At 28.7% G+C, this 21,656-nt stretch carries 25 protein-coding genes; 13 read left to right on the top strand and 12 right to left on the bottom strand.

The annotated features are described in order from the left end of the window. Positions 1-120: 120 nt before the first annotated feature. The 7 genes from Q8S45_RS13205 to Q8S45_RS13175 form a co-directional block, all read right to left on the bottom strand. Positions 121-477: a four helix bundle protein gene (locus Q8S45_RS13205; protein ID WP_305605800.1), complete on the bottom strand. Its 357-nt coding sequence runs from the start codon at positions 475-477 to the stop codon at positions 121-123. A 43-nt stretch (positions 478-520) separates the two neighbouring features. Beyond that, positions 521-1,681: a homogentisate 1,2-dioxygenase gene (locus Q8S45_RS13200; protein ID WP_305605797.1), complete on the bottom strand. Its 1,161-nt coding sequence runs from the start codon at positions 1,679-1,681 to the stop codon at positions 521-523. 249 nt (positions 1,682-1,930) lie between these two features. Beyond that, positions 1,931-2,179 (bottom strand): NifU family protein, encoded by a 249-nt coding sequence (locus tag Q8S45_RS13195; protein WP_305605794.1) that lies wholly within the window; start codon positions 2,177-2,179, stop codon positions 1,931-1,933. A 9-nt stretch (positions 2,180-2,188) separates the two neighbouring features. Next, the gene (locus Q8S45_RS13190; RefSeq protein ID WP_305605793.1) at positions 2,189-3,313 is read right to left on the bottom strand and encodes an Mrp/NBP35 family ATP-binding protein; all 1,125 of its coding nucleotides are present in this window, start codon (positions 3,311-3,313) and stop codon (positions 2,189-2,191) included. Positions 3,314-3,409: 96 nt separating this feature from the next. Then, positions 3,410-3,748, bottom strand: a complete 339-nt coding sequence (locus Q8S45_RS13185; protein WP_305605790.1) for an MGMT family protein — start codon at positions 3,746-3,748, stop codon at positions 3,410-3,412. A gap of 101 nt (positions 3,749-3,849) precedes the next feature. Next, positions 3,850-4,521 (bottom strand): tRNA (guanosine(46)-N7)-methyltransferase TrmB, encoded by a 672-nt coding sequence (gene trmB, locus Q8S45_RS13180; RefSeq protein WP_305605788.1) that lies wholly within the window; start codon positions 4,519-4,521, stop codon positions 3,850-3,852. 42 nt (positions 4,522-4,563) lie between these two features. Next, positions 4,564-4,761 carry a hypothetical protein gene (locus tag Q8S45_RS13175; RefSeq protein WP_305605786.1) on the bottom strand — a complete coding sequence of 66 codons (198 nt, stop codon included), beginning with the start codon at positions 4,759-4,761 and terminating at the stop codon, positions 4,564-4,566. 40 nt (positions 4,762-4,801) lie between these two features. Between Q8S45_RS13175 and Q8S45_RS13170 the strand changes: the two genes are divergently transcribed. Further along, positions 4,802-5,728, top strand: coding sequence for a DUF6427 family protein (locus Q8S45_RS13170; RefSeq protein ID WP_305605783.1), 927 nt, complete (start codon positions 4,802-4,804; stop codon positions 5,726-5,728). On the opposite strand, the gene upp is transcribed toward Q8S45_RS13170, so the two are convergent. Next, entirely contained in the window at positions 5,723-6,373 is a 651-nt protein-coding gene (gene upp, locus Q8S45_RS13165; protein WP_305605781.1) for a uracil phosphoribosyltransferase, read from the bottom strand. The genes Q8S45_RS13170 and upp overlap by 6 nt on opposite strands. A gap of 86 nt (positions 6,374-6,459) precedes the next feature. Continuing rightward, the gene (locus Q8S45_RS13160; RefSeq protein ID WP_305605778.1) at positions 6,460-7,500 is read right to left on the bottom strand and encodes a glycosyltransferase family 9 protein; all 1,041 of its coding nucleotides are present in this window, start codon (positions 7,498-7,500) and stop codon (positions 6,460-6,462) included. A 171-nt stretch (positions 7,501-7,671) separates the two neighbouring features. Here Q8S45_RS13160 and Q8S45_RS13155 point away from each other — a divergent pair, with 171 nt between their 5' ends. The 9 genes from Q8S45_RS13155 (at position 7,672) to Q8S45_RS13115 (ending at position 16,824) form a co-directional block, all read left to right on the top strand. Next, the gene (locus Q8S45_RS13155) at positions 7,672-8,529 is read left to right on the top strand and encodes a YicC family protein (RefSeq protein ID WP_305605776.1); all 858 of its coding nucleotides are present in this window, start codon (positions 7,672-7,674) and stop codon (positions 8,527-8,529) included. 7 nt (positions 8,530-8,536) lie between these two features. Further along, on the top strand, positions 8,537-9,109 hold the full coding sequence (gmk, locus tag Q8S45_RS13150) for a guanylate kinase (protein ID WP_305605773.1): 573 nt from the start codon (positions 8,537-8,539) through the stop codon (positions 9,107-9,109). Further along, complete coding sequence (gene nadD / locus Q8S45_RS13145; RefSeq protein ID WP_305605770.1) at positions 9,110-9,691, top strand: nicotinate (nicotinamide) nucleotide adenylyltransferase; 582 nt, start codon at positions 9,110-9,112, stop codon at positions 9,689-9,691. A 79-nt stretch (positions 9,692-9,770) separates the two neighbouring features. Then, on the top strand, positions 9,771-10,640 hold the full coding sequence (locus Q8S45_RS13140; RefSeq protein WP_305605767.1) for a M23 family metallopeptidase: 870 nt from the start codon (positions 9,771-9,773) through the stop codon (positions 10,638-10,640). A gap of 1 nt (position 10,641) precedes the next feature. Beyond that, complete coding sequence (locus Q8S45_RS13135) at positions 10,642-12,138, top strand: GH3 auxin-responsive promoter family protein (protein ID WP_305605764.1); 1,497 nt, start codon at positions 10,642-10,644, stop codon at positions 12,136-12,138. Positions 12,139-12,518: 380 nt separating this feature from the next. After that, positions 12,519-12,743, top strand: a complete 225-nt coding sequence (locus Q8S45_RS13130; protein WP_305605761.1) for a hypothetical protein — start codon at positions 12,519-12,521, stop codon at positions 12,741-12,743. A gap of 72 nt (positions 12,744-12,815) precedes the next feature. Next, the gene (locus Q8S45_RS13125; RefSeq protein ID WP_305605759.1) at positions 12,816-13,598 is read left to right on the top strand and encodes a GLPGLI family protein; all 783 of its coding nucleotides are present in this window, start codon (positions 12,816-12,818) and stop codon (positions 13,596-13,598) included. After that, on the top strand, positions 13,591-16,254 hold the full coding sequence (locus Q8S45_RS13120; protein ID WP_305605756.1) for a carboxypeptidase-like regulatory domain-containing protein: 2,664 nt from the start codon (positions 13,591-13,593) through the stop codon (positions 16,252-16,254). The genes Q8S45_RS13125 and Q8S45_RS13120 overlap by 8 nt, the downstream gene beginning before the upstream one ends. A 21-nt stretch (positions 16,255-16,275) precedes the next feature. After that, on the top strand, positions 16,276-16,824 hold the full coding sequence (locus Q8S45_RS13115; RefSeq protein ID WP_305605754.1) for an MOSC domain-containing protein: 549 nt from the start codon (positions 16,276-16,278) through the stop codon (positions 16,822-16,824). Between the two features lie 68 nt (positions 16,825-16,892). Here the strand turns inward: Q8S45_RS13115 and mscL are convergent, their stop codons facing one another. The 3 genes from mscL to Q8S45_RS13100 are packed head-to-tail and all read right to left on the bottom strand — an operon-like array spanning position 16,893 to position 19,074. Continuing rightward, positions 16,893-17,297, bottom strand: a complete 405-nt coding sequence (gene mscL, locus Q8S45_RS13110; RefSeq protein WP_305605802.1) for a large conductance mechanosensitive channel protein MscL — start codon at positions 17,295-17,297, stop codon at positions 16,893-16,895. 60 nt (positions 17,298-17,357) lie between these two features. After that, the gene (gene alr, locus Q8S45_RS13105) at positions 17,358-18,467 is read right to left on the bottom strand and encodes an alanine racemase (protein ID WP_305605751.1); all 1,110 of its coding nucleotides are present in this window, start codon (positions 18,465-18,467) and stop codon (positions 17,358-17,360) included. After that, entirely contained in the window at positions 18,457-19,074 is a 618-nt protein-coding gene (locus Q8S45_RS13100; RefSeq protein WP_305605748.1) for a thymidine kinase, read from the bottom strand. The genes alr and Q8S45_RS13100 overlap by 11 nt, the downstream gene beginning before the upstream one ends. Before the next feature lie 178 nt (positions 19,075-19,252). Here Q8S45_RS13100 and Q8S45_RS13095 point away from each other — a divergent pair, with 178 nt between their 5' ends. From Q8S45_RS13095 to Q8S45_RS13085, 3 genes are read left to right on the top strand one after another with little or no spacing between them, the layout of a single operon-like run. After that, a complete protein-coding gene (locus Q8S45_RS13095) occupies positions 19,253-20,002 on the top strand; it encodes a hypothetical protein (protein ID WP_305605745.1) in 750 nt (249 codons plus the stop codon). 5 nt (positions 20,003-20,007) lie between these two features. Further along, on the top strand, positions 20,008-20,643 hold the full coding sequence (locus Q8S45_RS13090) for a hypothetical protein (RefSeq protein WP_305605742.1): 636 nt from the start codon (positions 20,008-20,010) through the stop codon (positions 20,641-20,643). Between the two features lie 7 nt (positions 20,644-20,650). Continuing rightward, complete coding sequence (locus Q8S45_RS13085; protein ID WP_305605740.1) at positions 20,651-21,652, top strand: DNA adenine methylase; 1,002 nt, start codon at positions 20,651-20,653, stop codon at positions 21,650-21,652. Positions 21,653-21,656 lie beyond the last annotated feature (4 nt).

Here is a 21,656-nt window from a genome sequence, read left to right as displayed (position 1 = left end):
TTTTTAATATTTCTAAAATTTTGTCGTAATTTGATTTAAAGTTGTTCATATATTTAATTGCTTGATATACAAATAAATATACGACTTTATATAGTCAATGAACAACTTTTATTCCTGTTTTTATAAATGCACAACGGGTTTATTTAATATTTTTCTAATTGTTGTTAACTTTTCAATAAGGTAATCTGCATTTTCATAAGATGTAACTTCATTACAGATAAAAAGCCAATATTCTAATTCATCAGCCTCTTTTAATGCAATTTTTAATTTATGAATAAAATCTCTATTACTTTCTGCATTTTGAGATTCTTTAACATTTGCACCAATTGAAGTTCCAGAACGTAAAATTTGTTTGGCAATTACATATTTTTGATTTTTATCTAATATTTCAGAATAATTTACAATATCCACTGCAAACTCGAATGTGAGTTTCAAAATAATGTTGTCTTTATATTTTGGACTATCTGTAAATTTCATACATTCTCTAATTGGCTAATTATCTCATTTTCAAATTATCTAATTAATCAGTTATCCAAGATTTGTAATAATCATCTACTTGTAAATTCATAGCTTCTTCGGTAATCATTACAGGTCTAAAAGGATCAATCATAACAGCTAATTCTTCGGTAGCTTTTTTACCAACACTTCTTTCATAAGCCCCTGGATGTGGTCCGTGAGGGATACCTCCTGGGTGTAATGTTATCTGCCCTTTTTCTATATTATTTCTGCTCATAAAATCGCCATCTACATAATATAAAATCTCTTCAGAATCTATATTGCTATGATGATAAGGAGCAGGAATAGATTTAGGATGATAATCGTACATTCTTGGTACAAACGAACAAACTACAAAACCTGCTGCTTCCCATGTTTGATGAATTGGTGGCGGCATATGAATTCGACCAGTTATTGGTTCAAAATCATGTATTGAAAATGCATATGGATAATTAAAACCGTCCCAGCCAACAACATCGAAAGGGTGATTGTTGTACATATATTCCCAAAGTACATCTTGTTTTTTTATAAGTACCCTAAAAGAACCTTTTGCTTCTATTGTTTGTAGATTTTTTGGCAAGCGAAAATCTCGTTCACAAAATGGAGAGTGTTCTAATAACTGCCCGAAGTTATTTCTATATTGTTTTGGTGTTACAATTGGGCTAAAAGATTCTACATATAACAATCTATTTTCTTCTGTTGCAAAATTTATTTGATATATTGTTCCTCGAGGAATAATTAAATAATCGCCATAAGTAAAATCAATTTCACCATACATTGTTTTTAAAGTGCCTGAGCCAATATGAACAAAAATCATTTCGTCGGCATCGGCATTTTTATAAAAATAGGACGATGAGAATTCTTTTGGTGCTGCCAAACCTATATGTAAATCGTTATTTACAAAAAGTGTTTTTCTACTTTCTAAATAATCATTTTCAGGTTTTAAAGAAAACCCTTTAAAACTAAGCGCTTTCATATTTTTACCAATGGCAATTTTTGGCGCAACACTTTTTAGTTGTTTAATTTCTGAAACAACTGTTGGAGGATGTAAATGATAGATTAATGAAGACATTCCAACAAACCCAGCGGTTCCAAATAATTCTTCTTGGTACAAACCGCCAGTAGGTTTCTCAAAAGTTGTATGACGTTTAGGTGGTATGTTACCTAAGGTGTGATATCTAGGCATAATAGTATTTTTTAGTTGTAATAATCCTTAAGGTTAAGGTATTCTTTTAGCTTTTATAAAGAGGTTTTTTGAAGACAAGTTATTAAATAACAAAATTTTTTATAAAAATTTATTCAGGGTTTCTCTTAATTAAAAATTTAAGAAGAAGTAATAAATTTGTCCAAGCTAATTTCATTCCTTACAAATATAATTTTTTTATTGAACGAACACTAAAATTTAAGAGCACTTAAAAGTGCTCTTTATATATATTTAAAATGTAATACCATTTATTTCAATTACTCTTTTAATCTGAGGGGCATATCTTTTTATAGTTTCTTCTACACCATTTTTAAGAGTCATTTGATTTACAGAACAACCTAAACATGCGCCTTCTAATTGAACACTTACTACATCCTTTGTAATACTAACCAATGAAATATTCCCACCATCAGCCACTAAAAAAGGTCTAATTTCTTCTAATGCTTTTTCAACACAAACTTTAAGTTCTTCAATGTTCATTATAAAATTTTATTTTGGGCTACAACCACTCATTGTAGTTATTTTTACAATTTCGGTTGGAGGTAAATCTGTATTTCTTTTAACCAATTGAGTTAAAGTATTTTTGGTTATTTCTGCAAAAGCAATTTCTAACGGAGTGTTTGTTTGTAATGCTACAGGATGGCCAAAATCACCCGATTCTCTAATGCTTTGAACCAAAGGAACTTCACCTAAAAAAGCGGCGTTTAAATCTTCAGCTAAATTTTTAGCACCATTTTTTCCGAAAATATAATATTTGTTATTTGGAAGTTCTTCAGGTGTGAAATAGCTCATATTTTCAATAATCCCTAACACCGGTACATTAATATTTTCTTGTTGAAACATAGCAATACCTTTTTTGGCATCAGCCAATGCAATATTTTGAGGTGTACTAACAATTACAGCACCGGTAACAGGAACTGCCTGAACAATTGATAAATGAATATCTCCAGTTCCAGGAGGTAAATCTATGAGTAAGAAATCCAATTCTCCCCAATACGAATCAAAAATAAGTTGATTCAAGGCTTTTGAAGCCATTGCCCCTCTCCAAATTACAGCCTGATTAGCATCTGTAAAAAAGCCAAGTGATAATATTTTTATACCGTAGCTTTCTATTGGGTTCATTTTGGTTTGCCCATCAATTTCAATAGATAAAGGTTTTGCATTTGCAACATCAAACATAATATGTATGGAAGGTCCATAAACATCGGCATCTAAAATACCTACTTTGAATCCCATTTTTTGCAATGAAACAGCCATATTTGCAGTAATGGTAGATTTTCCAACACCACCTTTACCAGATGCTATTGCGATTATATTTTGAATACCAGGAATTTTTGGTTTTTCTGGTTTAAAAGGTTCATTTTTTGTGTCTGAAGTCACATTCACTTTCACATCAGCTTTTTGATCAATTAACTGATGAAGTACCTTCATAATTTCGACTTCAATTTTCTTTTTTGCTTGTAAAGTTGGATTACCAATAGTAACATCGATAATAATTTCTTTATCAAAAGTTACAATATTTTTAACGGCACCGCTTTCAATTAAATTTACGCCTTCACCAGGAGCGGTAATAGTTTCCAATGCTTTGGAAATATCTTTTTTTATGTATGTCATTTGTTTTTATCTAAAATCATTCTAAACAACAAAGATACATAGTTCAGTTGAATATAAAAAGGTGAGAAGTTGTAAAGTGATTTTTGCTACATTTAGTTAGTAAAAAGATTCAAGTTCTTTTGAAGGATCCCAAAACACTCTTTCCAAATTTTGAATTTGATAATCAACAATTACGATACCTTCGTTTTCGAGTAATTGTTGCATTAAATTAGTTCCATCAAAATGATGTTTCCCTGTTAAAAGACCTTTTCTATTAACAACTCTATGGGCAGGAACATCTTCCAAATTATGTGAAGCGTTCATTGCCCAACCAACCATTCTGGCCGATTTTCCTGCTCCTAAATAAGTGGCAATTGCTCCATAACTTGTTACTTTTCCGTAGGGAATTAACTTAGTAATTCTATAAACTTTTTGAAAGAAATTTTCATTTTCCATGCATTAAAAATAGAAAAAAAGATTTAAGTGTAAAGGATAAGTCAGAATTAGTATTGGTAAAAAAACGAAAATTTTAAATAGGTATTAAAAAACAATAACAATTAAGTACGAATTTTAAATTTAATGTAAGTAATGGCTTTGTTTTTTTCTAAATACTGACTTTCATAAAAGGTTTGTGTTCCCACAACATCTTCTGGAGACTCACTATTTTTATAAATATCATGATGTGCGTACAAAATTTCATGCCCTTCACCATGTAACAACCCTAATGTGTAACCGTGCATAAATTCACTGTCGGTTTTTAAGTGTACAATTCCTTCATCTTTTAAAACAGTTTTATATTTTTTTAGAAACTCACTATTTGTTAATCGATGTTTAGTTCTGGTAAATTTTATTTGAGGATCTGGAAAAGTTATCCAAATTTCTGATACTTCTTTGGGTGCAAATAGCAAATCAATTAATTCAATTTGAGTTCGCATAAAAGCAACGTTTGGCAAGTTTTCTTCCAACGCAGTTTTGGCTCCACGCCAAAAACGAGCTCCTTTTAAATCTATTCCAATATAATTAATATGTGGATTTTTTGTGGCAAGTGCAATGGTGTATTCTCCTTTTCCACAACCTAATTCAAGTATGATTGGGTTGTCATTTTTAAAAAAAACATTCCATTTGCCTTTTAATTTAAAGTTTTCTAAAACTTCAGCTCTTGTTGGCTGTATTACATTGGTAAATGTTTCGTTTTCACGAAATCTTTTTAATTTGTTTTTACTACCCACAAGGTTTTATTTTAGAAAAGATATATATTAAAAAAGATTGGCCTATTGGTTACCAGATTTTTTGAATTTTTTTAATTGCCCCATCCAATATAAAAAAGCAGCCAAAGTAATTATAATGAATAGCCAACTTATAGTATTTTGAAGCCACCAATTGCTGGAAAATCTTATCCCTTGAAAAGGAACAAATAAAACATTTGTAAAAAAATCGCCTAGTGCTTTAAAAATATTGTTTGCAATCATATCTTAATTATATTTACAGGCAAAAGTATAAAATATAGTAATGATAGCAAATTTTTTTAGTAAAAGTAAACCAGCTACTATTTTTGGGATTGTTGTTTTAATGCTAACGATTTATATTTCTGCACTTTTTAAGGAAGAAATTAAATTGATTACAAGTTTTTATATTCTTGAAAAAATAGGTTTGTTACTGGTGATTGTCCTATTTTTATTTTTTTATAATTTTATAATTAAAAAAAATAAATTAACACTCGATAATTCCTTTGGAATATTAATAGTTGTGCTGTTTTTGGGTGCTTTTTATGAAACTGTTCTTTCTTATAAATTATTGCTTTCCAATTTTATGTTGCTTTTATCATTCAGAAAAATGTACAGTTTACATTCTGGGTTAGAAACCGAACTTAAGATTTATGACGCTGCTTTTTGGATAGGAGTAGCTACTATCTTTTTTTCGTGGAGTGTTTTATTTTTATTATTAATTTATATTGGTCTTTTTATTTTCGAAAAATTAAGTTTTAAAAGTCTTTTTATACCATTGTTCGGGGTTGCAACACCAATTGTAATTTTTTATTCCTATTTTTTAATTATTGATAATCAGATTGGATTTTATGATTATTTTAATTTTCAGACTAGTTTTGATTATTCTAATTATAATTCTTTTAAATATTTGGTACCTATTAGTTTTCTCCTAACTTTATTATTGTGGTCTTTTTTTAATGTAACCCAAAAAATTGTTTTAATAAGTAATAAGTTGAAATTTTTGTGGCATTTGCTAATAAGTCACTTACTTATTTCAATAATAATAGCTAGTTTGACACCTGAGAAAAATGGATCGGAATTATTTTTTATTATATTTCCAGCTTCAATTATTATTGCCAATTTTTTTCAAAAAGGGAAATCGAAAAACTTTAAAAATGTATTACTTTATTTGTTTGTAGTAATTGTAATTGGAGTTCACTTTTTTTTATAGTTTATCGCCAAAAGCTAAATCTCCAGCATCGCCTAAACCAGGAACAATATAATCTTTATCATTCAATTGGTCGTCTACTGTAGCTATCCATAATTTAGTATTTTGAGGTAAATGAGAAGTTACATAGTTAACTCCTTGGGTAGAGGCTATAACACAGGCAACATGAATTTCTTTTGGGGTTCCATGTTTTTTTAACCCTTCAAAAACACTTACCAAAGAACGCCCAGTTGCGAGCATTGGATCGACCAAAATGAGCGTTTTTCCATCTAAATTAGGTGAGGCGAAATATTCGACTTTTATTTCAAATTCTGTTGGACTAATATGTTTTCTATATGCAGAAATAAAAGCACTGCCCGCATCATCAAAATAATTTAAGAATCCGTTGTGCAATGGCAATCCTGCTCTTAAAATGGAACAAATAACAATGTCTTTTTTTGGAAGTGCTATGTCTTTTGTGCCTAATGGAGTTGTAATCGTTTTTATTTCATAAACAAGTGTTTTGCTTAATTCATAAGCCATTACTTCGCCAATACGTTCAATATTTCGTCTAAAACGCATCGAATCTTTTTGTATGAACTCGTCTCTAATTTCAGAAATAAATTTATTTAGAAGTGTGTTTTTGGAGTCGAGGATGTGAAGATTCATAAAATAATATTTTAACAAAAATAAGATAAATACAGCATAAAATACAACGATTAAGGCTTTATTTGAAACCTCTATTTAATCGTAAATTATAGTTTTAATATTTTTAATATTTTAGTGATTATAACTTCTGGGTTAATGGTTCTCATCACATTATCATATCCATCACAAACCTTATTGCCATAAATGGAGCAAGGAATATTGGGGTACTTTTTTAAATCGGGTAACAAACAATTTTCCAAAGGTTGATTAAAAGGTGCAAAACCAGTGTAGGGGTGTGTTACTCCCCAAATGGTAATTGTAGGGATGTGCAGCATTGCAGCAAAATGAGCATTTCCAGAATCCATACTTAACATGCAATCTAGATTTGATATTAAAACAAGTTCGTTATCAAGCTTTAATTGCCCTGCAATATTTATAGTATTATCGAATTTTTGGGCTATTTTATTTAAAATTTCAACTTCTTTAGAACCACCACCAAATAGAAATATTTTTATATTTTTATGTTTTGAAAGGGCTGAAATAACAACTGTCATTAAATCTAAAGGGTACATTTTGGATTGATATTGAGCAAAAGGAGCAATCCCTATCCATTTTGACTGTTTTTCGCCAGAAATATTTATAATTTCTTGGTTTAAAGCCAATTTATTAACTTTTGAAGGATTTTTTAAGTCTACCGAAAAGCCTAATTTTCTAAACACATCGGCATAACGTTCATGGGTTGTTTTCAGTTGTTTAAAAACTTTATTTTTAGTTCGTGTTAGCGCTCTCTTTTCTTTTCGGCCTTTAGCAACAACAGCAGTTTTTAAAAAAAACAGTTTAAATAATGTACGTAAAATTATGGAGCGAAGTACGTTATGCAAATCGGCAACTCCATCAATTTTTAGTTGTTTTAAGTCTTTAAATAAAGTTAGTAAACCAAAAAAACCTTGGTGATTACCCTTTACATCGGCTTCAAAAAAGGAAACGTTTTTTAATCCTTCAAATAACGGTTTCAAAAAGGGTTTAGAAAGTACTGTAATTTTTAAATTAGGATGCTGTTCTGTAAGTGCTTTTATAACAGGAATGGTCATTGCCACATCTCCCATTGCAGATAATCTTATAACTAATAAATGTGTTGCTTGTTTCAAAATTCTATTTTCAAATAATAATAATAATAAACAAAAATACCATTATTAGGAGATTGAATTCATTTTATAAAAAAGAAAATGCAAAAACCTGTTATTTTTCAATTGAAAACCTTCTTTTTACAGATGTAACTACATATAAAATATGTAAATTTGCTTAAACTTATAGCATAAATGATAAAATCTATGACCGGATACGGTAAAACCGTATTACAACTTTCAACCAAAAAAATAACCATTGAATTAAAATCGTTAAACAGCAAAACTTTAGATATAAATGTTAGAGTTCCTTCTTATTATAGAGAAAGGGAATTAGATATTCGAAAAAAATTAGCGACCGCATTGGAACGAGGAAAGATTGATTTTTCAATATATATTGAAGATAATGGAGGAGAGGTTTTGTCAAAAATTAACGAATCTGTTGTAAAAGCATATATGAATCAGCTTAAAACGGTTGTTGATGCCGATGAAACAGAACTATTAAAAATGGCAATTCGAATGCCAGAAAGTTTAAAAACGGAACGAGAAGAGTTAAATGAAGACGAATGGGCATTGATTGAAGAAGGGATTGAAGAAAGCATTGTAAAAATTAACGAATATAGGGCAGATGAAGGGTTGGTACTATTAACTGAATTTGAATTGCGCATAGTAAATATAAATTTATTATTAGATAAAATTATTGAACTAGATCCAGAAAGAATGTTGCTTGTGAAGGAAAAATTGGTAAAAGCGGTTCAGGATTTAGAAGCAAAGATTGATGAAAATAGGTTTGAACAAGAACTTATTTATTACATTGAAAAACTGGATATTACAGAAGAAAAAGTGAGATTAAAAAACCACTTAGACTATTTTTCAAAGGAGTTAAAAGATAATGTATCTAATGGTAAAAAATTAGGATTTATAACCCAGGAAATTGGAAGAGAAATTAATACCATAGGGTCAAAAGCTAATTTTGCAACTATGCAAAAATTAGTTGTTCAAATGAAAGATGAATTAGAAAAAATTAAAGAGCAAAGTTTAAACGTTTTATAATATTATTATGAATAAAGATGGTAAACTTATTGTTTTTTCGGCACCTTCTGGATCTGGAAAAACTACCATTGTTCAATATTTATTGAAGCATAAAGAATTAAATTTAGAATTTTCAATTTCTGCAACTTCACGTGAAAAAAGAGGAATTGAAATAGACGGTAAAGACTATTATTTTATAACTCTGAAAAAGTTTAATAGACTAATTAAAAATGAAGAATTTGTTGAATGGGAAGAGGTGTATGCTAATAATTATTACGGTACACTGAAAACTGAAATTGAACGAATTTGGAAATTGGGTAAACATGTAATTTTTGATATAGATGTTATTGGTGGACTGAACATTAAAAATAAATTTCCTAAGCAAACGTTGGCTATTTTTGTAAAATCACCTTCTGTTGAAGAAATGGAGCGGAGGCTTAGAAATAGAGGAACAGACAGTGATTCTAAAATTAAAGAGCGTGTTATAAAGGCAGAAAAGGAATTGAAGTATGCAAAAGATTTTGATGTTATTTTACACAATAATGAATTAGACGATGCAACAAAAGAAGCCTACCAACTAGTTGAAAAATTTATAAAATAAATGAAAATTGGACTTTTTTTTGGAACGTTCAACCCCATTCATATTGGACATTTAATTATTGCAAATTATCTAGCTGAATTTTCGAACATTGATGAGGTTTGGTTTGTAATTACACCCTTAAGTCCATTTAAACAGAAAAAAACAATTTTAAATAATCATCATAGATTGGCGATGGTCAATATAGCTGTCGAAGATTTTCCAAAGCTAAAAGCAACAGATATTGAATTTAATTTGCCTTTGCCTAATTATACCATTAACACTTTAATTCATTTGGAAGAAAAATATCCGAGTCATCAATTTAGTTTAATTATTGGTGAAGATAATTTGAATGGGTTTCATAAATGGAAGAGTTTTGAAACTATTTTGGAGCAGTATGAGTTGATTGTTTATCCAAGAATTTCTGAAAACAGCGCAGATAATGAGATGAAAATTCATCCAAATATTAAAAAAACGAATGCTCCAATTGTGCAAATTTCATCTACATTTATCAGAAATTCCATTAAAGAAAAAAAAGACATTCGCTCAATGTTACCTATCAATGTGTGGAAATATATTGATGAAATGAATTTTTATAAAAAGTAATTACAATAAAATAGTTAACAGCATTTTTTTTTTAAAATTATTAATTGAAAATTAATTTATATTTGTTTGCATTTGAAATATGGCAGTAAAAAAAATAAATAAGGGGAAATTCAGAAAAAAATTAATAGCCAAATACCGATTGGTTATTTTGAATGAAGATACTTTTGAAGAAAAACTTTCCTTTAAATTAACTCGCTTAAATGTATTTGTTGCAGGCACCGTATTTTCAATTATCTTAATTTTTTGTACAACTTATATCATTGCTTTCACATCTTTAAGAGAATATATTCCTGGTTATTCTTCAACAAAATTAAAGAGAGATGCTTCAAATTTAATTTATCAAGCAGATTCATTACAACAAGTATTAGATATAAATAGCTTATACATTCTAAAAATTCAACAATTATTGACCGGAAAAATAGATGAAATAAAATTAGATAAAGATTCCATTTTAAAAAGCTTTCAATATAACAAGGACACGTTTAATTTAGACCCATCGGCATTTGATTTAGAGTTTAGACAGGAAATTGAGAGAGCAGATAGGTTTAGTTTGTTTAACGAAGCAACTAGAGAAGCGGATATTGTATTTTTTGCTCCCGTTAAAGGAACTATTAGCGATGGTTATAATGTAAAACTAAAACATTTTGCAGTAGATATCGCTACTTCTATGGGAGCACCCGTAAAATCTGTGGCAGACGGGACTGTTATTTTTGCTGAGTGGACTGCTGGAACTGGATATGTTATTATTGTGGAGCATTCCCGTGGGTTTATCTCAATTTACAAGCATAATAAGGCATTACATAAAAATCAAGGAGACGTGGTACAAACAGGTGAAGTAATTGCTTCTGCTGGCAATTCTGGTGAGTATACTACCGGTCCTCATTTACATTTTGAATTGTGGAGTGATGGAAACCCTGTAAACCCAATAAATTTTATAGACTTTAATTAAAATGACACTGAAATCAATTTTAGCTAAACCTTTCGCAAAACTCATAACCCAAAAGGTGTATAAGGAAGATAAGAATGCTGTTAAAATTCAGTTTTCTATATTAAAAAACCTTGTTTCAGATGCAAAAAACACTGTTTTTGGAAAAGCACATGATTTTAAAAATATTAGTAATTACAACGATTTTAAAAAACAAGTTCCAATTGGAGATTATGAATTGCTAAAACCGTTTGTAGAACAAGTTAAAGATGGTGAAAAAAATGTTCTTTGGAAAGGTAAACCACTTTATTTTGCAAAAACATCAGGTACAACTTCAGGAACAAAATATATTCCCATTACTAAAGAGTCAATTCCTTATCAAATTAATAGTGCTAAAAACGCATTACTTCATTATATTAATGAAACTGGGAAAACAGATTTTTTAGAGGGTAAAATGATTTTTTTGCAGGGGAGTCCAGTGTTAAATGAAAAAAATGGGATTAAAATTGGGCGCCTTTCAGGTATTTCTGCTCATTATATTCCAAGTTATTTAACTAAAAATAGACTGCCAAGTTGGAAAACTAACTGTATTGAAGATTGGGAAACTAAAGTTGAAGCTGTTATTGATGAAACTTTAAATGAGGATATGACACTTATCGGTGGAATTCCTTCATGGGTGCAAATGTATTTTGAACGTATTGTTCAGCGAACAGGTAAGAAGGTTGGGGAAGTATTCCCTAATTTTAATTTGTTTGTGTATGGAGGTGTAAATTATGAGCCTTATAGAAGTAAGTTTGAAAATTTAATTGGAAGAAAAGTTGATGCCATCGAATTATACCCTGCATCAGAAGGGTTTATTGCCTATCAAGATTCACAAATAGAGAAAGGGATGCTCTTGCTTACAAACAATGGTATTTTTTATGAATTTATACCTGCATCTGATTTTTTTAATGAAGAACCTATTAGAATTTCATTAAAAGATGTTCAATTGGGAGTAAATTATGTTATTATATTAAATACAAATGCGGGCCTTTGGGGTTATAATATTGGAGATACTGTTGAATTTGTTTCCTTAAAACCGTATCGAATAATTGTAACTGGGAGAATAAAACATTTTATATCTGGGTTTGGTGAGCACGTGATTGGTAGCGAAGTTGAGCAAGCTCTAAATAACGCAATGATTAAAACGAATGTTCGAGTGAACGAGTTTACCGTTGGCCCACAAATAAATCCTTCTTTGGGTCCGCCTTACCACGAATGGTTTATAGAATTCGATAATAAACCTGAAGATTTAAACGATTTTGCTAAATTTTTGGATGAACAATTACAAATTCAAAATTCATATTATTTAGATTTAATCAAAGGAAAAGTGTTAAAACCATTAGTTATTTCATGCGTAAAGACTGGTGGATTTAATGAATACATGAAATCTATTGGCAAACTTGGTGGTCAAAATAAAGTGCCTCGTTTAGCTAATGACAGAAAAATTGCTGATGAGCTTTCTAAGTTTTTGGAAGAATAACAATTTCAAACTGCACTAATTTTTTAACTTGAAAATTAATATTAAAAAAATATTAATTTATTAGGATATTTCATTTTTTTTTTTTTTAGATTTGAAATGAAGAAGATTATCTAAAAAAATTGTTTACTATGAAAAATTGCTAATATTTTTTCTCCGTAATAAATCGCCATTTTTAGTTACTGACATTTTTGACAGTAAAGAATCCTCTATCCGAATATATTTAAGAACAATTTACCAAAAATGTATAACTTAAAATAATTGTCTATGATCTAAACAAAAAAACAAATAGAGGAAAGTGTTGCAAAAGTAATGCTCCTTGTCGGATTAAAAAATAAAAAGGCATTAAATTGCCTTAAAAATTAATTTAATAATTTAAAAACATGAAAAATTTATTAATAATATTAGTTTTAGCTTTTAGTTTGATGAGCTTCTCGTCAACTAACAATACTGAAAGTGAGCTCGTTATAACAAGTTCAATACAATTTGAAAATTTAGGCGGTGACGATGCTCCTTGTAGATGGAGAGTATGTACTTATAGAAATGGTATGTTGGTTGGATGTACAGAATGGGTATATACAGATTGTGCTCCTGTAGTTTGGGTATAGTTATAAAAATTAAGACAATCTAAAAAGTTTACTTTTTAGATTGTCTTATAACTTTAATAAAAAAGCTAGTCTATGAAATCATTAAAAAAAATACTTTTTACAGTAATTGTGGCATGTAGCTTTAGCGGTATTGCCCAAATAAAAGAACATTGTGGCGAAATACACTACAGCCAAGTTACCAACTTTTCGAGAACCTTTGAAAAAAATTACATATTGTTTTTTAATAAAAGCAACTCAATTTATAAGGAAACAAAAATTAATACTAAAAAACTACAATTGAGCCAAACCGATTCAGACAAAGGGCAGCAATTAACTAATGATATGGCAAGAAATAACTTGACGCCAGAGTATTTTTACAATGATATAAAGAGTTTCTATTTTATGGAAATTTGGTATGATCAAGAATTAGTAGTTAAAGAAAATAAATTAAATTGGCAATGGACATTGCATAAAGAAACAAAAAAATTAGGCAAATTTACGTGTCAAAAAGCAACCGCAAATTTTAGAGGTAGAAACTACATTGCTTGGTTTACCACTGAAATTCCAACATTTTTTGGTCCTAGGAAATTTAACGGGTTAACAGGATTAATTTTAGAAGTTTATGATGAAGATAAGGTTTTTCACACTTTGGCATCAAAGATAAAAATCACAAATACATCAGAATGTAACATTCCTATCGATAAAGGTAATTTTAATAAAGCGCTTACAATTAAAGAATATAATATTAAAAAAACTGAATTAATTAAAGCAGATTTTGCCAAATTAGCCAGTAGAATGCCTAAAGGATATAGAAACTTAAAGTTAGACGAAAATTGTAACGACTGTAAAGAAGAAATTGAAAAATTTAATGATTAAGGCTAATTTTTGTTTTCTATTTATCTTGTTTACGGCTGGTGTTTCTGGTCAAACAGTATTTAAAGGTAAAATTCTAAATCAAAATAATGAGCCAATACCTTTTGTAAACGTTTTTATTAAATTTGAAGATGAGGAGCAAGTCAGTGCATACACATATTCAGATGATGTTGGAGTTTATAGTATTACAACAAATAAAATAGGTTTTCATAAATTAGTTTTTTCGGGTCTTAGTTTTGAGACTAAAATTATTTTGATTGATGTTAAAATTGAATCAAAAGATATTTACAACAATGTTGTTTTAGCTGATAAAACAGTTTCATTAAATGAAGTTGTTATTCCAACAGAAAAAGCAATTAGAATAAAAAAAGATACAATTGTTTTTAAAGCTTCTAAATTTTTGCAAGGTAACGAGGCAGTAGTAGAAGATTTATTAAAAAAAATACCTGGCGTTTCTGTAGATAGTGAAGGAACTATTAAAATTGGAAATCAAGAAATTGAAAAACTAATGATAGATGGCGACGATTTTTTTGATAAAGGTTACAAACTTCTTTCTAAGAATATGCCTCCTAATGAAATTGATAAAATAGAATTACTGCAAAAATATTCCAATAATAAATTATTAAAAGACATAGAAATTAGTGATCGTGTTGCTTTAAATTTGGTGTTAAAAGAGGATGCGAAAAGACAATGGTTTGGAAATTTCGAGATGGCATACGATGTAACTTTAGAAAACAATTATAGTTTTAAAAGTAATTTAATGAACTTTGGCAAAAAGAATAAATACGTTTTTTTGGGAAACATTAACAATATTGGTTTTGACGCCACAGGCGATATAAATCATTTAATTAGGCCAATAAGATTTGATGAGCCAGCGAGTATTGGCGACGACCAAAATGTGCAATTAATACACAATTTGGCTGATTTTGTGCCGTATTTTAAAGCCGAAAGAACCAATATAAATAATACAGAATTAGTGTCATTAAACGCTATTTATACTGTTACAGATAAAGTAAAAGTAAAAGTTCTTGGGTTTCTAAATTGGGATGAAATAATTTTTTTTAAAAATAGCACTCAACAATATTCAATTTTTAATGATAATTTTTTTACCACAGAAAATTATAAATTAAAAAATAAAAAAGTTGTAGGATTTGGTAAATTAGATCTAACCTATGATATTTCGAAAACTGAAATTTTAGAGTCTATTACCAAATTTAACAATCAAAATAATTTGGATAGAAGTGATTTAGATTTTAATGTAGAAAATAGTTTAGAGTCTTTAAATTCTAACAATATTTTGTTTGATCAAAAAATTAGCTATACAAATAAAATAACTCCAACTAAAGTTTTATTGTTAACTGCTAGGTATAAAAATGAAACGACAGATTATAATTATAAAATAAATAATTTTTTGTTTTCTGGGCTATTCCCAAGTTTTTCAGCCACAAATAATGTTCAACAGTTTTCTACAAACCAGATGCAATTTGGAGGTTTTGAAGCGCATTTTTTTCATAAATACGAAAATGATTTGTTAGAATTTCAACTTGGATATCAACAACGACTAGACAATTTGAAGTCTGAATTTTTACTTAAAAATGATGACACTTTAATTAATAAACCATTTGATTTTCAGAATAATACATTTTATAATGTCAAGAATTTGTTTTTTAAATCAAAATACAGGTATAAATTAGATAAAATTGCAATTACAGGGAAATTAAATTTTCACAAACTATTTAATTCGCTTGAACAAGAAACAGTTGTAAAACAAAACCTTTTTTTTGTGAATCCAAATTTAAGCTTGGATTGGGAAATAAATAATTCCAATAAAATTATTATAACATATAGTTATAATAAATCAAATGCTTCAATTTTAGATGTTTATGACCAGAATCTTCTGTTAAATTTTAATTCATTTTTAAAAGGAACAGGTACTTTAAATCAGCTAGATGAATCTTCAGTATTAATAAATTATCAAGTTGGTGATTGGAGTGAACGTTTTTTTGCTAATATTTTTCTAATCTATACTTCTAATTTTGATTTTTTTACTACAAATTCGACTATAACACAAAATTATATAAAGTCTGATAAGTTTTTGGTTCAGGATAGAGAGTCATTTAGAATTTTTTCTGAGCTAAACTATTATTTAAAAGGATTGGCAACAAATTTAAAGGTCGAATCTGGAATTGGAAAAGCAAATTTTAAAAACAGTGTAAATGGTTCTGGTTTAACAGGATACAATACTTTAAATTACAATTATGGTTTTAATCTTCGTTCTGGTTTTAGAGGAAAGGTAAATTATCATTTTGGTAGTAAATGGAATACCAATTCCATAACATCTACTAAGACAAACTTATACACAAATAATTTAAGTTTTTTTGATTTATTGTTAGATTTTAATGATAAACTAGATGCTTCTATTCAGTCTGAACGATATTATTTCGGAAATATAGACCGTAATAAAGCGGTATATTATTTTTTAGATTTTGAAGCGCGCTATAAGCTAAAAGAGAATAAAGTAATTATTTCATTAACTGGCAAAAATCTTTTTAATATTAAAAAATTTGAGTCTTTTTCAATAAATGATATTAGTACAATTACTACAAGTTATGGTCTTTTAAATAGACACATTCTTTTTAAAATAAATTTTAGACTATAAATTTATTACTATTTTTATTCAATGAAAATAACAGCAGTAAACATAGCCGAAAAGACAACTGTAAACTACAAAGGAAGAATTATTGAAACCGGAATTTTTAAATTTCCTGTTTTAGAACCCGTTTTTATCGATTTTGAAGGAATTAAAAATGATGCCATTATAGACAAAAAATATCATGGAGGTGTTAATCAAGCCATTTATGGATACTCTTTAGAACATTATAATTATTGGAAATTGTTGTATCCAAAATTAAATTTTGAGTTTGGTATGTTTGGCGAAAACCTAACAATTAGCAACTTAGAGGAAACAGAAATTACCGTTGGTTCAACTTTTAAAATTGGTGAAGTAATTTTAGAAGTAACAAAACCACGCGAACCTTGCATGAAATTGGGATTACGATTTGAAACTCAAAAAGTGTTAAAACAATTTTGGAATTCGACTAAATGTGGAATTTATTTTAAAGTTCTTAAAACTGGATTCGTAAATGTTGATGATGAACTTATTCTTATTGAAAAGAGTATAAATACACCAACAATTGCAGTAGCTTACCAAACAAAGAAATCCAATTAATTTGTACTTTTATGTACAAAAAAAGGCTCGATAAAATCGAACCTTTTTAATATGTGAATATTTTTAATTTATTTCTTAGCTAATAGATCTCTAATTTGAGCCAATAATTCTTCTTGAGTTGGCCCTTTTGGTGCTACAGGAGCAGGCACTTCTTTTTTCTTCATAGAATTTATTGCTTTAATAATCATAAACATAACTGCAGCTACAATTAAAAAGTCGATTAAGTAGGTTAAAAATTCACCATACATAAGTGTAACTTTACCCACAATTGCACCAGTTTCATCTGCAGCACCTTCTTTAAGTGTAAGACTTAAATCTTTGAAATCTGCATTAAATAGTAATCCAATAAGTGGTGAAACAATTCCACCGGTAAAAGCCGATACTAATTTGTTAAAAGCTGCCCCCATAACAAAACCAACTGCAATGTCAATTAGGCTACCCTTCATTGCAAAATCTTTGAATTCTTTAAACATTCCCATTTTATATAATTTTAAAGGTTAATGATAGCTAAGATAAAATAAATAAATAAATAGTTAACAATTTTTTAACACACGTCTTACCCGTTGAGAAATGGTTGTTAACAGCTCATAAGGGATGGTTTTTATAGCTTCTGAAAGTTCTTCAATATGGTTTTGATTTTTATAAACAAGCACTTCGTCACCTTCGTTGCAATTTATGTTAGTTACATCTACCATAATAACATCCATACAAACATTACCTACTATTTGCGCTTTTTTATTGTTTATATAAACAAATCCAATTCCGTTTCCAAATTGTCGAGAATAACCATCGGCATGTCCAATAGGAATGGTAGCAGTTTTTGTTGTTTTTTGTGCAACATAAGCTCTATTATAACCAACGGAGTCTCCTTTTTTTATAGTATGGATTTGAGAAATTATCGATTTTAACACTACTACGTTTTTTAAGAGTGGTGTAACAATAGAATCATTACCAAAACCATATAGTCCAATTCCTAAACGCACCATATCAAACTGAGCTTCTTTAGCATAATTTATAATTCCTGAAGTATTTAACATATGTTTAAACGGAATTTCTTCAAGTTCATCCATCAGTTTTTTATAAAGAACATTAAATAAGTTTATTTGATGCAATGTAAATTCTCGCTCGTTTAGGTCTTCGCTTGCAGCTATATGTGAAAAAACAGAAATAACAGTTACATTTTTTTGAGGTTTTAGAATTGCATGAAGCATATTAATGTCTTTTTCAGAAAACCCCAATCTGTTTAAACCGGTATTAAATTTTATATGAATTGGATAGCTAGATAATCCAGCTTTTTCGACAGATTCTATCATCCCATTTAAAACAGAAATTGAATAAATATTTGGCTCTAACTGGTATTTAATTAGTTTATCTAAATTTTGTTTTTGAGGATGTAAAACTAAAATAGGAGTTTTTATACCAGCAACTCTTAATGCAATACCTTCTTCTACATATGCAACGGCAAAATAATCGACTTTAGAAACTAAATGTTTGGCAATTTCTATGGCATCACTACCATATCCGAAGGCTTTTACTACTACTAAAATTTTTGTGTTTTTTTTTAGTTTTTTTTTAAAAAAAGATAGGTTAAAATCAATGGCATTAAAATCTATTTCTAACGTAGTGAGATGGCTATTTTCCATTTTCTTTTTGGGATGCTTTTTTATTCTTTTCTGTTCGCATTGCTTTATAGTAAGCGGCTCTGCTTAAGGGTTCATATTCTTGCGTTTCACCTAATAAAACCAATTCTTCACTTGCTGCCGTTCTGTAGCTATAATGGGCTAAATTTCCAGTTCTAGTACAAACAGCATGTACTTTAGTAACATATTCTGCTGTAGCCATAAGGGCTGGCATTGGACCAAAAGGGTTTCCTTTAAAATCCATGTCTAAACCAGCAACTATTACACGGATACCTCTGTTTGCCAAATCGTTGCAAACAGCAACAATTTCATCATCAAAAAACTGAGCTTCGTCGATACCAACCACATCAACATCATCGGCTAAAATTCTTATGTTTGACGAAGAAGGAACTGGAGTTGACCGAATTTGATTTGAATCGTGTGAAACAACCATTTGATCATCATAACGAGTGTCTAAAGCAGGTTTAAAAATTTCAACTTTTTGCTTTGCAAACTGTGCTCTTTTAAGTCTACGAATTAACTCTTCAGTTTTTCCTGAAAACATGGATCCGCAAATTACTTCAATCCAACCAAATTGTTCGTTATGATTTACTGTATTTTCAAGAAACATGTTGTAATTTCACAGTTGAAAGGTTATTGTAATATTTTTTAGAATTAAATAACAATTGCAAATTATTTTGTTTATATTTTTACAATTATTTTTAATTGTATAAAAACAGGTAAAACTGATTCTATTCTTGCAAATTTATTAAAAATAATAGATTAAAAACCATTTAACGTATCAACTTATGCACAAAAAATTAGAAGCAGATTTAGTTAGCCTAGCGCATAGCATTTTACAAATGAAGAACAGGGAAGATGTTTTGACGCTGCATAAAAAGGCTCATGAAATTTACGAAAAACTCTCTATTTTAAAGTTTGTTGAAGACTATATTAATTCTACTCCAACAGCTACAGAAACAAAGGAAGAATTAGTACAAAAATTCGAAATGAAGGTTGCAATAGATGAGAAAATACTTGAGGATGCAACTTCTGAAAAAGAAGAAATTGTTGAAGAAAAAATTACATTAGGAGAAATTATTGAAGATTCGTTTGATGCGCTTTTTAGTTTAGAAGATGAAATAATTAAGGATGATCCGTCTGATTTATTCTCGCTACAATCGTCGTTAGAAAATGAGTTTAAAGACGCTATTTCAGCTGATGAGGCAACTCTTTTTTTTGAAAACGCATCTAAAATTGAAATTATTTATGAAGATGAAATAGAAGTTAAAAAAGAAATGAAAAAACTTTCTTTAAATGATACCTTATTTAAAAATAATATACAAGTTGGATTAAATGATCGCATTGCTTTTGTGAAATATCTATTCAATGGAAGTCAGGAAGATTTTAACCGAGTGTTGTCTCAATTAAATTCCTTTAAAACAGAGCAAGAATCGAAACATTTTATTTCATATATAGTTAAACCAGATTATAATTGGAGCAACCAATCAGAATACGAGCAACGACTCATTGAATTAGTTGAGCGTAAATTTTTATAGAATATATGGATTATTTGTTGCTAGAAAATGAACTTAAAAATAGACATTCAATACCCTATAATTGGGGAGTTAAGCAGCAAAATAAATTAGATTCATTAACTAATTTTATTTATAAAACACCTGAATTAAGCGATGTTTTAAATATAATTAATTTACAATTTAGTAAACACCCAAAATTTGATATTTTAAGAAATTATTCCTTAAACAGATGGTATAATTTTTGGTCAGCAAAAGGGATTGAAACTTATTTTAGTGAACATAATGGAGTAACAATACATCCAAATAAGTTTAATAAATTTATTGATTTTTATATAAATACCATCCCGTTTGATCATAAAACAACTATTTTTCCAAAGGGCTTTAAAAAATCGTTGCCTTATGCTATTGAGCATAAACAAGAACTAATAAATTGGTTGTATGCAAACCAAAGTTTAGAACAAAGAGAGCATTATAATAATCGACTTTTTATAGTTCTATATAATTCTGAAAATAACGATGAGCATTGGAAATTAAAGGCTGAATTAAGTTGGATTTTTAAGAAAATTACCACTTATTTGATTAATTTTGACCCCTCTAAATTATGCTGTTTTTCAAATAATGGAAACAACATTTATGCAGATATAATTTGGGCAATAAAATAAAAATTAGGTGAATTATATAGGATCTAAAAACAAATTATCTTCTTTTATTAAAACCACTATTAAAAAAACGGTAGATGCTGATTTGTCTAACTTTGTTTTTTGCGATTTATTTGCAGGCACTGGTATTGTTGGGAGATCTTTTAAACCATTTGTAAAACAAGTAATAACCAACGATATTGAGTTTTATAGTTTTGTATTGAACAGGAATTATATTGGGAATCATAAAACAATTTACTGTGATTTGCTTTTTAAAAAACTAAATGAACTTGAAGGTGTTGAAGGATTTATTTTTCAAAATTATAGTGATTATGGGAGCGAAGGCAGAATGTATTTTTCTGCCGAAAATGGAAAAAAAATTGATGCCATTCGTTTGCAAATTGAGTATTGGAAAAATAATAATGAAATTTCAAAAGATGTTTATTTTCATTTAATAGCCTCCCTGATTGAAAGTGCCGATAAAATTGCAAATACGGCCTCTGTTTATGGCGCTTATCTTAAAAAAATAAAAAAATCTGCTCAAAAAACATTAATTATTAAGCCTGCTTATTTTGAAACAACAACTAATAAACATGTTGTTTATAATGAAGATAGTAATACTCTAATAAAAAAAATAGAAGGAGATATTTTATACCTTGATCCGCCTTATAACGCAAGGCAATACGGTGCAAATTACCATTTATTAAATACGATTGCCTTGTATGATTCTTTTGAACCAAAAGGAAAAACAGGATTGAGAAATTATTATAAATCGGATTATTGTAAAAAAAATGAAGTTGCAAAATCTTTCGAAGAATTAATTAAAAATGCTAACTTTAAGCACATTTTTTTAAGCTACAATAATGAAGGCCTAATGACTGAAAATGAGGTAAAAACCATTATGCAAAAATATGGAAAATACAGTATAAAAACAAAAAAATACCAGCGCTTTAAAGCTGATAAAACGGAAAACAGGAATCATAAAGCAACGTCCACTTTTGAATATTTACATATTCTAGAAAAATACGCATAAAACG

Origin of the sequence: Lutibacter sp. (assembly GCF_030692605.1) — a bacterium.
In the GTDB taxonomy this organism is placed as follows: Bacteria; Bacteroidota; Bacteroidia; order Flavobacteriales; family Flavobacteriaceae; genus Lutibacter.
The sequence above is the reverse complement of the archived record's forward strand: the minus strand, read 5'-3'. Positions and strand labels throughout refer to the sequence as shown.